General features: G+C 70.6%; 11 protein-coding genes and 1 pseudogene. 7 read left to right on the top strand and 5 right to left on the bottom strand.

The annotated features are described in order from the left end of the window. The first annotated feature begins 2 nt into the window (after positions 1-2). The gene (locus tag D7W81_RS14165) at positions 3-1586 is read left to right on the top strand and encodes a hypothetical protein (protein ID WP_147445481.1); all 1584 of its coding nucleotides are present in this window, start codon (positions 3-5) and stop codon (positions 1584-1586) included. A 39-nt stretch (positions 1587-1625) separates the two neighbouring features. On the opposite strand, the gene D7W81_RS14160 is transcribed toward D7W81_RS14165, so the two are convergent. Then, positions 1626-2813 (bottom strand): cytochrome P450, encoded by a 1188-nt coding sequence (locus D7W81_RS14160; RefSeq protein ID WP_120555899.1) that lies wholly within the window; start codon positions 2811-2813, stop codon positions 1626-1628. Positions 2814-2899: 86 nt separating this feature from the next. Between D7W81_RS14160 and D7W81_RS44090 the strand changes: the two genes are divergently transcribed. Beyond that, on the top strand, positions 2900-3889 hold the full coding sequence (locus D7W81_RS44090) for an alpha/beta hydrolase (protein ID WP_120555898.1): 990 nt from the start codon (positions 2900-2902) through the stop codon (positions 3887-3889). 108 nt (positions 3890-3997) lie between these two features. Next, positions 3998-4621 carry a glutathione S-transferase family protein gene (locus D7W81_RS14150; protein ID WP_120555897.1) on the top strand — a complete coding sequence of 208 codons (624 nt, stop codon included), beginning with the start codon at positions 3998-4000 and terminating at the stop codon, positions 4619-4621. Between the two features lie 10 nt (positions 4622-4631). Here the strand turns inward: D7W81_RS14150 and D7W81_RS14145 are convergent, their stop codons facing one another. Continuing rightward, entirely contained in the window at positions 4632-5555 is a 924-nt protein-coding gene (locus tag D7W81_RS14145) for an alpha/beta hydrolase family protein (protein ID WP_158621596.1), read from the bottom strand. A 410-nt stretch (positions 5556-5965) separates the two neighbouring features. Here D7W81_RS14145 and D7W81_RS14140 point away from each other — a divergent pair, with 410 nt between their 5' ends. Genes D7W81_RS14140 through D7W81_RS14130 form a run of 3 tightly spaced genes read left to right on the top strand, consistent with a single transcriptional unit; the run spans position 5966 to position 11119 of the window. After that, positions 5966-7258, top strand: a complete 1293-nt coding sequence (locus D7W81_RS14140; protein ID WP_120555895.1) for an O-acetylhomoserine aminocarboxypropyltransferase/cysteine synthase family protein — start codon at positions 5966-5968, stop codon at positions 7256-7258. A gap of 4 nt (positions 7259-7262) precedes the next feature. Next, positions 7263-8609, top strand: coding sequence for an alpha/beta fold hydrolase (locus D7W81_RS14135; RefSeq protein ID WP_120555894.1), 1347 nt, complete (start codon positions 7263-7265; stop codon positions 8607-8609). Further along, positions 8606-11119, top strand: coding sequence for an amino acid kinase family protein (locus tag D7W81_RS14130; RefSeq protein ID WP_158621595.1), 2514 nt, complete (start codon positions 8606-8608; stop codon positions 11117-11119). Before D7W81_RS14135 ends, D7W81_RS14130 begins: the two co-directional genes overlap by 4 nt. A 3-nt stretch (positions 11120-11122) precedes the next feature. Here D7W81_RS14130 and D7W81_RS14125 read toward each other — a convergent pair whose 3' ends face one another. Both D7W81_RS14125 and D7W81_RS14120 read right to left on the bottom strand, forming a co-directional pair. Next, the gene (locus D7W81_RS14125) at positions 11123-11926 is read right to left on the bottom strand and encodes a transglycosylase SLT domain-containing protein (protein ID WP_120555892.1); all 804 of its coding nucleotides are present in this window, start codon (positions 11924-11926) and stop codon (positions 11123-11125) included. Positions 11927-12132: 206 nt separating this feature from the next. Further along, positions 12133-12762 (bottom strand): SRPBCC domain-containing protein, encoded by a 630-nt coding sequence (locus tag D7W81_RS14120; RefSeq protein ID WP_120555891.1) that lies wholly within the window; start codon positions 12760-12762, stop codon positions 12133-12135. 89 nt (positions 12763-12851) lie between these two features. Here D7W81_RS14120 and D7W81_RS14115 point away from each other — a divergent pair, with 89 nt between their 5' ends. Next, complete coding sequence (locus D7W81_RS14115; RefSeq protein ID WP_147445480.1) at positions 12852-13319, top strand: DUF6289 family protein; 468 nt, start codon at positions 12852-12854, stop codon at positions 13317-13319. A gap of 27 nt (positions 13320-13346) precedes the next feature. Here the strand turns inward: D7W81_RS14115 and D7W81_RS14110 are convergent. Continuing rightward, positions 13347-13568: pseudogene (locus D7W81_RS14110) on the bottom strand (MBL fold metallo-hydrolase); the annotation flags it as partial.

Raw genomic sequence — 13568 nt, 5'->3', positions numbered from 1 at the left:
CCATGAAGGCTTCACTGACGCGCAGCACGGCCCTGATGCAGACCGCGAACCGCCTGGCGCTGCGTGCCCCGGCCGCGCTGAAGATCGCCGCGGATCCGACGGACAAGATGCAGCTCGTGGCCGCCTACATCCAGGCGCTCAAGGCGAAGGCGGTCTCTGTGATCGGGTCGACCATTGGGGCCACGCTCGTGCCCATCGAGTACAACGGCGACTTCAACTGGGACTGGACCACGGGCACCGGTGACATCAACAAGCTGACGTACGATTACATCTCGGGAGCGGTGTCGCCGAGCACCGACATCCCGGGGGCCTGCGCGGTCGGTGGCACCGGCAGCCTCCCGATGCTCTACGGCCAGCTGATCAACGCCATCAACTGGCAGTTCAACGACGCCGACCAGAAGGCGCTCCAGGCGGCGCAGACCAAGAGCACCGTCCAGGCGCAATCGCTGGTGGCGACCTACACCGGCATCTACGGCCCCATCACGCACGCGCAGTTCCAGGCGGCGCAGACGGTCAGCGCGAGCATCCAGACGCCCATCGACTACATCCTCATGTACCAGGCCGGCTACCTGTGGGCGGGCATCCCCAGCGGCTCCATGCCCCTCAGCACCTCCGCGATGCAGAGCAGCCCCAATCTGCGCAAGCTGCTTCAGTACGCCCCCTCTTCCGCGGAGCCGGTCCTCCTGGAGATCTCCGCCTATCTCAACGCCTACGGGATCGGCGCGAGCCTCCAGGACGCACAGAGCGTCGGGAGCAGCCTGCTGCAGATCCTGAAGAGCAACCTGACGCCCTCCGCCACCAATGGCGGCGTCCTCCAGTCCAATCCGCCGTCCACGCAGTACTTCCCGGGCTTCAGCAGCAACAAGCAGCCGACCGACATCCTGTCGGGGCTGCAGAACAGCAGCCAGCCCGCGATCGTCAGCTTCACGGCGTCCTCGGCGCAGCAGAGCGCCTACAACATCAGCTTCTCCGGCGGTGGCTCCATGTCCTGGGGCGGCTGGCTGCTGGGCATCAGCGTCGGCGCGAACTTCCAGGGTGACATCGCGGCCCAGCAGGGCTCCGGCTCCACCTTCGACATCACCATGTCCTTCCCCGGTGTGACGGTGATTCCCTTCGCGCCGGCCGCGTACCAGCCCAACTCGGACGGAGCCACGGGCTGGCTGGATGAGACCGTCCTCTACCAGGCGCTCAACAACTACAACAACGGCTCCAAGGACAGCGGCTTCACCTTCCCGTCCGGGCTGCCGAGCGGCATCAAGCTCGGGCCCGGCGGCGTCGGCTACCTGTCGGCCGTGGTCGTCTCGGGGTATCCGACCATCACGGTCAACTTCGCCGAAGGGGACTACTCGACCTGGTCGCAGTGGCTGGCGGCGCACGCCTCCGTCAGCGTCGACCTCTTCGGCTTCATCTCGCTGGGTGGCGCGAACGCCGGCGCCTTCAGTGCGCAAGCGAAGCAGAACAGCTCGGGCACCGGCTTCACCCTCACCCTGACGCCGCCCCCGGTGGCGGGAAGCACGAGTGCGCCGGATCAGGGCGTCCCCGTGCTCGCGGGGCAGGTCGCCTGGCTGGGCGCCTCCGAGACCTGAGCCCTGCGGGGACGTCCGGAGTGCTCCTCATTCCGCGCGTCAGGCGTGCGGGATGAGGGGCATCGTCAGCGGGCCGCGCACGGTGAGGGAGGTGTTCCACTTCACCGGGCCCGTGGGCGTGAAGCGCGTGAAGCGGGAGAGCAGCACCTCCAGCCCCACGCGCGCCTCCAGCCGAGCCAGCGGCGCGCCCAGGCAGAAGTGGATGCCGTGGCCGAAGGGCATGTTGTTCACGCCCTCGCGGTCCATGTCGAAGGTGTCCGGGTCCTTGAAGCGCTCGCCGTCGCGGCACGCGGAGCCGATCATCAGCGCTACGCGCGCGCCCTCCGGAATCACCACGCCTGACACTTCCGTTGCCTTCGTGGTGACGCGCACCAGGCCGTGCACGGAGGGCTCGTAGCGCAGGACCTCCTCCACGAAGCGCCCCACCTGCGACGGGTTCTCGCGCAGCCGGGCAATCAGGTGCGGCTGCTCCATCAACAGGCGCACGCTGTGGCTGACGAGCTGCACGGTGGTCTCCAGCCCCGCCACCACGAGCAGGAACAGGAAGCTCATCACCTCCGCGTCGGAGAGCGCCTCGCCGTCCACGCGCGTCTTCACCAGGTCCGACACCATGTCGTCCTGCGGGTGGCGGCGGCGCTCGGCGACGACGTTGGACAGGTAGTCCTCCATCTCGCGCACCGTGGCGCGGATGGAGTCGTGCCGGTGGGTGTCCTTCTCCGTCGTGCCGGACACGCTGGACAGGTCCACGGACCAGCGCTTGTAGCGGGCCGTCATGGTGGGGTCCAAGGCGAACAGCTCGCCAATCACGCTGGCGGGCAGTGGCATGGCGAAGGCATCCACGAGGTCCACCTCGCGCTCCGGGGACAGCCGCTCCGCCAGCACCTGCGCGAAGCTCCGGATGCGCGGCTCCAGCCGGTTCACCGCCGCGGGCGTCCACGCGCGGCTCACCAGCGTGCGCAACCGCATGTGGTGAGGCGGGTCCATGACGATCATCGACTCGGAGAACGGGTTGTGGCCCAGCCACGGCGGCGCGGTGGTGGTGCGCACGCCGGCGGAGGAGAAGACCTGCGGGTTCTTGAAGGCCGCGGCCACGTCCTCGAAGCGCGTGAGCGCCCACAGGCCGCCGGGCTCCACCTGACACACCGGCGCGCTGCGGCGCAGCTCCGCGTAGACGGGGTAGGGATTGGCCCGGACCTCCGGGGCCAGCAGGTTCACGCGTCCAGCCATGGAAGAATTTCCTTTCCTGACTGGAAATCTATACCCGGTATACTGGCTGCTGAACAGAGGCGCCGCCTCCCCTCCTTCGAGTCACCATGTCCCGCCGCTTCGTCCTCGCCGCCGTCCTCGCCCTGGGCCTGTCCGCGTGCTCCGACGACCCCGATGAAGTCACGCCTGACTCCGGCACCAACCCGACCACCGATGCGGGCACGGACGCGGGCTCCGACGCCGGTTCCGATGCCGGTACGGACATCGACGCGGGGACGGACGCCGGGACGGGCGTGGACGCGGGCACGGGCAGCTCGCACGGCGCAGGCAAGCTCGCGTGCAGCAAGACGGGCACCGTGAACACGGACGCGGGCACGCTGACGTACTGCGTGGCGCAGGTGGGCGCGACGGAGGTGAAGTACATCGAGCCGAAGCAGGGCATCGCGCCCGGGCCCATGCGGCTGGCCATCTACCTGCACGGCGACGGCGCGCTCACGTACACCGGCAGCAATGGCGGCAGCCCGCGCTCGCTGTTCACGCACGGCGGTTGGACGTACGGGCACAACACGCTCTACGTGACGGCGCTCGCGCCCAACAAGTGCGCGTGGTGGACGCAGCCTTCGCGCACGGACTGCTCCACGGAGGCGCCGGTGGAGGCGCGCGACCTGGAGGGCAAGAACGCGGCGGAGCTGGTGTCGCTCATCGAGGCGCTGCGCAAGGGCTGGGACATCCAGGACGGCCCCATCCTCTTCGGCGGCTCGTCGGGTGGCTCCATTCAGCTGACGGCCAGCTTCCTGCCGCGCTACGGCGACCGCTACCCGGGCGTCTACGCGCTGAGCTGCGGCGGTGAGAAGCCGTGGACGGGCAACATGGACTGGGACGCGTCGAACGTGGCGCTGCGCGCGGGCACGAAGTTCTACTTCACGTACGGCGACCAGGATTACCTGCTGGCGGACATCCAGGCAGCGGAGCAGTACCTGGGCGGGCTCCAGTTTCCGGTGAATGAAAAGATCATCGCGGGCGCGCAGCACTGCGCGCTGCCGTTCGACCAGATGGGCCGCGTCACGGAAGTGTGGAACGAGGCCACCGCGCAGTAGTCGTGCATCCCCTGGTCCGCTTCTCGCGGTGATTCCATCGCAAGAAGCGGAGTGCGCGGATGGAGTGCCGTCCCTAGCGTCGCGGGCATCCTCTTCCTGGAGCCTGCGATGCGCCTCTACGACTACCTTCCTTCCGCGAACGGCTACAAGGTCCGCACGCTGTTGAGCCAGCTGGGACTCGATTACGAACTGGTGCCGGTGGACATCTTCGCGGGGGAGAGCCACACGGCGGACTTCCACGCGAAGAACCCGGACGGCCGCATCCCGGTGCTGGAGCCGGAGCCGGGACGGTTCCTCGCGGAGTCCAACGCCATCCTGTTGTTCCTCGCGGAGGGCACGCGCCTGATGCCGGAGGACCGCTTCGCGCGGGCGCAGGTGCATCAGTGGATGTTCTTCGAACAGAACGCGGTGGAGCCCAACCTGGGCACCGCGCGCTACTGGCTCCTCACGGGCCGGCAGTCGCCAGAGTCCGAGGTCCTCCGCAACCGCGTGCAGAACACCGAGCGCGCCCTGTCCGCGCTGGAGCGGCACCTGGGCAGCCGCACGTTCCTGGTGGACGAGCGCTACACCGTCGCGGACCTCTGTCTCTTCGCGTACACGCATCTGGCGCCGGAGGCGGGCGTGGACCTCGCGCCCTACCCGTCCGTGTCCGCGTGGCTTGCGCGCGTGAAGGCCCAGCCCGGCTTCCTGGGCCCCGTGCCGCCCTACTCCGCGAACGCGCGCGTGGCGTGAGCCAGACGCTTCACTCCAGCTCAGCGGCCACGGCCTGACGGACCTCCGCGTCCGTGAGTCGAACCGTAGGCGCGTCCGCCTTCGCCTCCATGAGCCGCTTCGCCAGCAGCTCCGTCACGGGCGCGAGCACGCTGAAGTGCGTGGCGCCCGGCACCGCGAGGAACGACAGCGGCGCGCCCTTCGCCGCCACGCGCAGCGGTTCGAACGCATCCATGTTGCCGCGGTCCGAGCCTTCGATGACCTGCGTGGGCACGCGCAGGTGCTCCACGTAGCTCACCGGGTTGCGCATCCACAGCTCCGGCCCGTGGGCCTGCTCCAGCAGCGGAACGTAGGACGCGTAACCGGAGACGTCGGCCACGGGGCCGAACGCGTAGGCCCCTTTCAACCGGGGTGACAGCACCGCGGCCATCAGCGCCACCGTGCCACCCGTGCTGTGCCCCGCCACGTAGATGCGCGCGGGGTCCACGTCCGGACGCCGTGCCACGAAGTCGATGGCGGCCACCACGTCATCCACCTCGCCCAGGAAGTATTCGCTCGCACCCGGGTTGTCGTCCGAGCCGCGCAGCGACGGCAGCATCAACACCAGCCCGGCTTCGCGGAACGCCCGCGCGCTCTGATCATTGCTCCGGGGCGAAGGCGCCCACGCGAAGTCGTCGAGCCCCCAGTTGAAGCCGCCGTGGATCCACACCACCGCGGGCCGCTTCGCGCCTTCACGCACGGGCGTGATGTAGGCCGCGTTGCCGCCCAGCGGCGCGGGATAGCGCACCACTTCGAACAGCTCCTTCGGCGGCGTGGGCGCGGGAGCTCGCTGCGTGGACTCCACCTTCAACCGCGTGCGGAAGGTCTTTCGAAGAGTCACGGACGTGGGCGGCGCGGGCCTGGAGCACGCGGCGAGGAACAGACAGACCAACAGGAGGACAGAGCGAAAGGACATCATTCTGGGGATACGCGGTGAGTCCGTGTCACGGGTGCGCGACACGCGCGGTGATGTTCCGGAGGGTGGCTTGACAGCTCGCGGCATCGCGTCTACTTCTTCTCGCAGAATGTTCGTCACCTCCGCCATGTGCATGTGTTCGATGCCTGTTCCGGGTGGGCCCAAGCCCGCCGCGGCCGGCTGACGCACAGCCTGCCCCTGGCGAGCCAACCGGAGCCCACCCACCCGCGAGGGTCGGTGGGCTTCGTCGTTCCGGGCCTCCGCTCTCGCACCCCTGCCGAGGAGCGTCGCAGCGCCCACGTCGTCCTGAAGTCCTCCCCGCCGCCCGCAGTGCCCTGACGTCCCCACCACCCGTCCGCCTTCACGCACGCGCGTTCCTTCCGGAGCGACGCGAACAGGAGTCCCTTGCCATGAGCACGCCCAACAACGAACGCCCCCTGCACCCCGACACGCTCGCGCTGCACGCCGGCTATTCGCCCGACCCCACCACGGGCGCTCGCGCGGTGCCCATCTACCAGACCACCAGCTACCGCTTCCGCGACGCGGACCACGCCGCCGCCCTCTTCGGCCTCAAGGAGTTCGGCAACATCTACACGCGCATCATGAACCCCACGACGGACGTCTTCGAGAAGCGCATCGCCGCGCTCGAAGGGGGCGTGGGCGCGCTCGCGGTGGCGTCCGGACAGGCCGCGCAGACGCTGGGCATCCTCAACATCCTCAAGACAGGGGACGAAATCGTCTCCGGCGCCAGCCTCTACGGCGGCACGTACAACCTCTTCAAGGTGACGCTCGCGCGCCTGGGCATCACCACGAAGTTCGTGGACGCGGGCAACCCGGACGCGTTCCGTCAGGCCATCGGCCCGAAGACGAAGGCGCTCTACCTGGAGTCACTGGGCAACCCGCGACTGGACGTGCCGGACTTCGACGCCATTGGCGCCGTGGCTCGCGAGGCGGGCCTGCCCCTCTTCGTGGACAACACCGCACTGTCCCCCGCCCTCTTCAACCCGCTGCGCCACGGCGCGAACATCGTGCTGCACAGCGCGACGAAGTACATCGGCGGCCACGGCACCTCCATTGGCGGCGTCATCGTGGACGGCGGCAACTTCCCCTGGGAGAACGGCAGGTTCCCGGAGCTCACCGAGCCCAACCCCGGCTACCACGGCCTGCGCTTGAGAGAGGCCTTCGGGCCCGCGGCCTTCATCCTCAAGGCCCGGCTGGAGGGCCTGCGCGACCTGGGCCCCGCGCTCAGTCCGTTCAACGCGCACGCGTTCATCCTGGGCCTGGAGACGCTGCGGCTGCGGTTGGAGCGCCACTCGCAGAACGCGCTCGCGGTGGCGAAGTGGCTGAAGCAGCACAAGAAGGTGGAGTGGGTGCGCTACCCGGGCCTGGAGGACGACCCCGCGTTCCTCAACGCGAAGAAGTACCTCAAGGGTGGCTTCGGTGGGCTCGTCACCTTCGGCGTGAAGGGCGGCCTGTCCGCCGGGCGCAAGGTGATTGACGGCGTGAAGCTGTGGAGCCTGCTCGCGAACATCGGCGACACGCGCTCGCTCATCATCCACCCCGCGTCCACCACGCACGAACAGCTCAGCCCGGAGGAGCGCGCCAGCACGGGCGTCACCGACGACCTGGTGCGCCTGTCCGTGGGCCTGGAGCACCTGGACGACATCCTGGCCGACCTGGACCAGGCCCTGAGCGCGGCCTGACGCCATGCGACCCGTGAGGCCTGGCCAGGAAGTGCCCCCGCGCGCGGAGACCCCGCGCGTCTTCGATTTGTCGCTGCCGGACCTGCCGCTGGAGGCCGGCGCCCGCGTGGCGCCCCACCTCGTGCGCGGCTGGTGGTGGGGGCCCCCGGAGGACCTCGCGTGGTTGCAGTCCCGCGCCCGCGTGCATTCCGACGAAGCGACGCGTGAAGGCCGGCTGCGCGTGGTGCGGAGGACCGCCTCCGAGCTGCGCGACGCCGCCTCCGAGCTGCGCGACGCGCGCCGCACCGGGCCCCGCCGCGCGCCGGACGCGGTGCCCACCGTGCTGCTGGTGCACGCGCTCACCGGGGACATGCACGCCGGAGGCGAAGGCGGCTGGTGGGCGCCGGTCATCGGACCGGGCCGGCCGTTGGACCCTTCGCGCGTGCGGCTGCTGTGCTTCAACAACCTGGGCTCCTGCTACGGCACCTTCGGCCCCGCGGACGAGGGCTTCCCGCAGCGCACCGACGACACCCGCTTTGGCCCATCGCCGGTGCTGCCCAAGGGCGACCTGCGTCTGGAGGAACGGAGCCTGCCCGCGACGATTACGCCGTGGGACCAGGCGCGCTCCATCCTCGCGGCGCTGGACGCGCTGGGCGTGGACGAGGTGGCGCTCGTCACCGGCGGTTCGCTGGGCGGCATGGTGGTGCTGTGTCTGGCGGCGCTCGCGCCAGAGCGCTTCCAGCGCATGGTGCCCATCGCGACGGCGGAGGCCGCGTCCGCGTGGGTGGTGGGCTGGAACCACGTGGCCCGGCAGGCCCTGCTGCTCGACCCCGAGTACCCTGAATCCCCAAGGCGCGGCCTGGAGCTGGCGCGCCAGCTGGCGACCCTCACCTATCGCGCGGAGGCTGGACTGGAGGCGCTCCAGCCGCGTCCGCAGGCGTGGTCGTCGCGCACGCTGTACCCGGTGGAGAGCTACCTGGAGCACCAGGGCGCGAAGCTGGAGGCGCGCTTCGATGCCCGCTCCTACCTGGCGCTGTTGGGCGCCATGGACCACCACGACCTCACGCGCGTGCCCACGCCGAATGGCGGTCCCGGCGTGGACCGCATCCGCGCGAGCACGCTCGCCATCGGCATCGACCGGGACGTCCTCTTTCCTCCCGAGCACATGAAGAGCCTGTCCCGGCGCCTGCGCGCGCAGGGTCTGCATACGGAGTACGCGGTCCTGTGCAGCGTGCACGGCCACGACGGCTTCCTCATCGAATGGGACGCGCTCGCGCCCCTGTTGGTCCGCGCGCTGGCCCTGCCTCCGGGCGTGGGCCGCGACGCCCGCCTCTCCTCCCCTGCCGGCGTCCGCGCCCGGAAGACCTCATGACCGCCCCTGTGAGCATCACCCGTTACGCGCCGTTCCTGCTCGACACCGCCCAGGGACTCGCGTCCGTGGCCACGCACCTGTCGCGCCACGACGCGGGCAGCACGCGCGCCGCCATCGTGTCGTCGCCGCCCTGGCTCGCAACGGGGCTGGAGTCCGCGCTGTCCATCGCGTTGAAGGGCAACTCCACGCTGGCCCGGCAGGAGCTGGATGGGCTGCTCGCGCGGGGCCTGCTGATGCTGGAGGAAGCCGAGCGCCGGCTGGGTGCGCCTCCCGGTTCGACGTCCGTGGAGGCGCACGGCACGCGCACGCTGGCGTCGCTGCTGGAGCCCGCGCGCCGTGCGCTGGATGGCGCGAGTCTGGTGCGTGAACGTCGGCCCGCGCTGGAGGACGTGGTGCGGGGCACCGGCGAGCGGCTCACTGCGGCGCTGCTGGCGCGGCTCCTGGGCGCACGCGGTGTGCCGTCGCTGGAGGTGGACGCGGCGGACTGGACGGTGACGGAGGGCGAGCCCGGGCACGCGCGCGTAAGCCGGGAGCACACCCGGGCCCGGGTGGCGACGCTGCGGCCGTCGTGGGAGGGACGGCTGACGCTGCACGCGGGCAGCCGGGGCGTGGCGCTGGATGGGCGCTCCACGACGCTGGGCGTGGAGGGCGCGGACGAGACGGCGGCGGTGCTGTCCGTGCTCCTGGGCACGCCGCTGACGCTGTGGACGGACGTGCCCGGCGTGATGACCGCGGATCCGCTGCACGTGGCGGATGCGCGGCCGGTGCCGCACTTGAGCTACACGGAGGCGCTGGAGCTGGTGTACCTGGGCCTGCCCACGCTGCACCCGCGCGCGCTGTCCACGCTGCGCGACGCGGACATCCCGCTGCGCGTGCGCCACCTGCAACAGCCCGACGAGCCCGGCACGCTCATCGACGTGCGCGGCGCGGGCAACGGCAGCGTGCCCACGTGCGTGGTGTCGCTGGAGGACCTGGCGCTGCTGGGGCTGGAGGGCGGCACGGAGGAAGCGGCGCGGCCGGTGGGGCCTCGCGCGTTGCAGGCCCTGGAGGCCGCGGGCATCGACGCGTGGATGGCGGCGCAGTCGTCGCCGGGGCGCTCGGTGGCGGTGGTGCTGCGCCGGGCGCACGCGGCCCGCGCGGAGGAGGTGCTGCGGCGGGAGCTGGCGCCGGAGCTGGAGCGCGGCGCGTTGCAGCCACCCCAGGTGCGCGCGCCGGTGACGCAGGTGGCGCTGGTGGCGGAGGCCATGGGCCAGGGCGCCAACGTGGCGGGACGGCTTTTCCAGCCCCTGGGCGCGCTGGGCATCAACGTGCGCGCCATCGCGCAGACGGCGAGCGCGCGGTCCATCTCGTTCATCGTGGACGGGGCGGAGACGGCGCTGACGGTGCGCACGGTGCACGCGGCCTTCCACTTCGCGCACGAGGAGGTGAGCCTGCTGGTGCTCGGGCACGGCGTGGTGGGCAGCCAGCTGTTGGACCAACTGCGCGCGTTGCAGGAGACGCTGGCGCAGGAGCACGGCATTCAGCTCAATCTGGTGGGGCTCGCGGACAGCCGGCGGGTGCTCTTTTCCCCGGAGGGCATCCCGCTGAAGCAGTGGCGCGAGCGCATCGCGTCCGTGCCCGAAGGCGCGTCGCCGCCGGTGGTGCGCGCGCTGCTGGAGCCGCTGCGGCGGCTGCCGGTGCCGGTGCTGGTGGACTGCACCGCGGCGGAGGGCATGGAGGAGCTGTACCTGGAGGCATTCCGCAGCGGCATCCACGTGGTGGCGGCGAACAAGAAGCCGCTGACGCAGCCGCGTGAAGTCTGGGAGCGGCTGCGGAGCACGGCGCACCTGAACCACCGCGCGTACCACTACGAGACGACGGTGGGCGCGGGCCTGCCGGTCATCCAGACGCTGAAGGACCTGGTGCGCACGGGGGACCGGGTGCACGGCGTGGAGGGTTCGTTCTCCGGGACGCTCGGCTACCTGAGCCAGCAGTTGATGGACGGCGTGCCGCTGTCGAAGGCGGTGCGCACGGCGCGCGAGAAGGGCTTCACGGAGCCGCACCCTCGCGAGGACCTGGCGGGCACGGACGCGGCGCGCAAGGCGCTCATCCTCGCGCGGGAGCAGGGGTTGAACCTGTCCCTGGAGGACGTGGAGGTGGAGCCGTTCGTGCCGCGCGAGTACCTGGAGGAGGCGGACGTGGAGCGCTTCCTCACGGGGCTGGAGAAGCTGGACCGGACGTTCAGCTCGCGCGTCGAGGGCCTGCGCGCGGAGGGCAAGGTGCTGCGCTACCTGGCGCGCATCGACCCTTCCGCGAAGGACGGGCCGGTGCTGCGCGTGGGCCCGGTGGCCGTGTCGGAGGAGCACCCGGCGACGCGGCTGCGCGGCTCGGAGGCGTTCGTGGCCTTCTCCACCGAGCGCTACGCGGACTACCCGCTGCTGGTGCAGGGCGCGGGCGCCGGCGGGCCTGTCACGGCGGCCGGCGTCCTCGCGGACATCCTGAAGATCGCCCAGAACCTGCGGGGGCGGTGAGGCTCAGTAGCCCACGTAGCCGCTGCCGCCGTTCATCGCCTTGATGCCCGGGGTGTCGGACACGGAGCCGTAGCGGTCCACCGCGTAGCGCACTGCCGCGATGATGTTGTCCACCGGGTTGCGGATGTTGTCGTGGCCCGGGAGCTTGAACGCGTCGAACGTGGGCTGGATGGTCTGCATCAGGCCGATGGAGGGGTGACCATCCTTGGCGTTCTGGTCGTGGAGGTTGATGGCGTTGGGGTTGCCGCTGGACTCGTGCTCGACGATCTTCGCGATGTCCTGCGGGTTCATCTTCTCCACCGGGACGCCGTTGGCCTTGAGGATCTCCATGGCCTGCTTGATCCAGTCACCCACTTCGCCCTTCGGAGCGTCGCCCACCGGGCCGGCCGACTGGGCGGAGCCGGCCTGGTACGAGTCACCCGCGCCAGACGCACCGGACGCGCTGCCCGTGCTCGACGGGGCGCTCGAGCTGGACGCGCCGGAGACACCGGACGGCGCCTGGGCCCCATCCACGCTGCCCGCGGAGGCCGCGGCGCCGCCCATCTGGCCCTGGAGCAGCTGGACCAGCTGCTGCAGCTGCGACACCACGTCCTCGAGCCCCTCCATGAACTGCTTGAACTGCGCGCCCTTCGCGGGGGCCGCGCTGAAGCTGTCCTGCTGGAACTGGGAGGCCAGGTTGGACCCGGGCCGCTGGCAGGGGCCGGGCTGCACGCGGGCGCCGGACACGGCGTCAGGGCGGGCGGAAGCGAAGTCCTGGGAGGGGGCGCGGAGGGAAGCGGAGCGGGAGGAGGCGGGCGAGATGACCATGGGGGATTTCCTCGAGAGATTGAGTGCTGCTGACGAGGAATGCCTACAGCAGGAGACATGCCAGCCCTTTGACTGACACCCACCGACAGCCAAGTGCTTGATGTCCTTGAGCGCGCGCGAAGCACGGCGGGGCAAACCGGGCCCCGTCCCTGGTGACGGGAGTCACCGCCTCACGAACAGTGGTCACCAGGGGCGATGCGTCCGCGCTACTTCGCGCGCCGGGAGGTCTTCCGGCTCGCGGCCTTCTTCTTGGCGACGGCCTTCTTCACAGGAGCGGCCTTCTTCACAGGAGCGGCCTTCTTCACGGCCCGGGGCAGCTTCGTGGCCACGGCCTTCTTCGTGCCTCGCGCGGGTCCACGCCTCTTCAACTCAGCAGCGCCCTGCTTCGCGAGCCCCTCCTCCAGCGCGGGAGGCTTCCTGGCGCCCTTCTTCCCCGCGGGCTCACGCTCCGGAGGTCCTTCCCGGTTCACCTCCACTGTCCGTCCGGAGAAGGCATCCCAGCGCTCCAGCGCGCGCGTCCAGCGCGACAGCATCTCCTCACGGGTGCCCGCGTCCGGCAGCCCTTCCGCGTGCAGCGCCACGGTGACGCCATGCACCGACGGCAGTACGCGAAGCTGCACCGTGCGCGCCCGGGGCCATTCATCGCGCTCCAAACGCAGGCGCAGCTGCTTGGGCGGAACACTGCGAACCACCCGGATGCGCGTCCCATCCGCGAGCGAAACCTGCGCCCCTTCCGTCAGCGCTTGCGCGCAGGTCCCCACCCAACGCACCAGCCCTGAAGCCTCACCCCAGGCGGCCCACGCCACCTCCGAGCCCACCGCGAACGAGCGCCGCACGCCTGCCTGATATCCACCATCCGCTACCCGGCCCGTCGACATAGACACCCCTGTCTGGCTAATCTCGTTTTCCCAACCTGGGAGGAACAATGCGACATCTTCTGACGGGACTGCTGTGCACGGGAACCCTGCTGTTGGCCGCATGTGGTGGCGAAGCGGAAGCCCCCGGTGTGCCGGAGCTCGAAACGGCGGAACAGGCCGCATCCCCCTGTCGCACGGGCCAGTACACGCGCGTCACCTACTTCAGCGACAGCACGAAGACCGTGGAGGTGGGCCACCTCATCTGCGGCTGCACCGGAACCACCACGACCTACGGCCAGACGACGACCTTCACGACCGTCTCCCACGCGCTCTGCTCCGCAACGGACATCGGGACGGCCGAACAGGCCATCATCCCGCAGTGCCGCGTGGGACAGAACACGCGCATCTTCTTCTACAACGACGCCGCGAAGACGGAGCAGATCGGCCAGCGCGTCTGCTCCTGCTCCGGCACCGTCACCACCACCGGAAGAGTGAGCTCCGTCTGGAGCCGCTCCGAGGTGCCCTGCAACCCGTAGCAAGCCGAGTCCGCGAGCCGCACTCCTTCAGGGCGCGGCCACCCGAGCCTGCCGCTCCCACTCCGCCGGCAGGCCGATGTTGAGGAACACCGGGAAGCGCAGGCCCGGGTATGCCGCCTCGATGCGTGAGCGGATGTGCTGCGCCGCCACGTCCGTGAACGGCCCCTGGGGACGCTCCGCCGCGACCTCCGCGATGACGCGCTCCAGGTACTGCCGCTCACCCGCGAGCAGCCCCGCGTCCCCCGACGG

The sequence above is a fragment of the Corallococcus aberystwythensis genome, from assembly GCF_003612165.1.
GTDB lineage: Bacteria > Myxococcota > Myxococcia > Myxococcales > Myxococcaceae > Corallococcus > Corallococcus aberystwythensis.
Note: the sequence above shows the minus strand (reverse complement) of the source record. Positions and strands in the feature narration are given on the sequence as shown.

Bases quoted from the DNA above. Each gene is read 5' to 3' on its own strand.
- D7W81_RS14165 (WP_147445481.1), top strand. From the start codon at position 3: ATGAAGGCTTCACTGACGCGCAGCACGGCCCTGATGCAGACCGCGAAC.
- D7W81_RS14160 (WP_120555899.1), bottom strand. From the start codon at position 2,813: ATGGCTGGACGCGTGAACCTGCTGGCCCCGGAGGTCCGGGCCAATCCC.
- D7W81_RS44090 (WP_120555898.1), top strand. From the start codon at position 2,900: ATGTCCCGCCGCTTCGTCCTCGCCGCCGTCCTCGCCCTGGGCCTGTCC.
- D7W81_RS14150 (WP_120555897.1), top strand. From the start codon at position 3,998: ATGCGCCTCTACGACTACCTTCCTTCCGCGAACGGCTACAAGGTCCGC.
- D7W81_RS14145 (WP_158621596.1), bottom strand. From the start codon at position 5,555: ATGTCCTTTCGCTCTGTCCTCCTGTTGGTCTGTCTGTTCCTCGCCGCG.
- D7W81_RS14140 (WP_120555895.1), top strand. From the start codon at position 5,966: ATGAGCACGCCCAACAACGAACGCCCCCTGCACCCCGACACGCTCGCG.
- D7W81_RS14135 (WP_120555894.1), top strand. From the start codon at position 7,263: ATGCGACCCGTGAGGCCTGGCCAGGAAGTGCCCCCGCGCGCGGAGACC.
- D7W81_RS14130 (WP_158621595.1), top strand. From the start codon at position 8,606: ATGACCGCCCCTGTGAGCATCACCCGTTACGCGCCGTTCCTGCTCGAC.
- D7W81_RS14125 (WP_120555892.1), bottom strand. From the start codon at position 11,926: ATGGTCATCTCGCCCGCCTCCTCCCGCTCCGCTTCCCTCCGCGCCCCC.
- D7W81_RS14115 (WP_147445480.1), top strand. From the start codon at position 12,852: ATGCGACATCTTCTGACGGGACTGCTGTGCACGGGAACCCTGCTGTTG.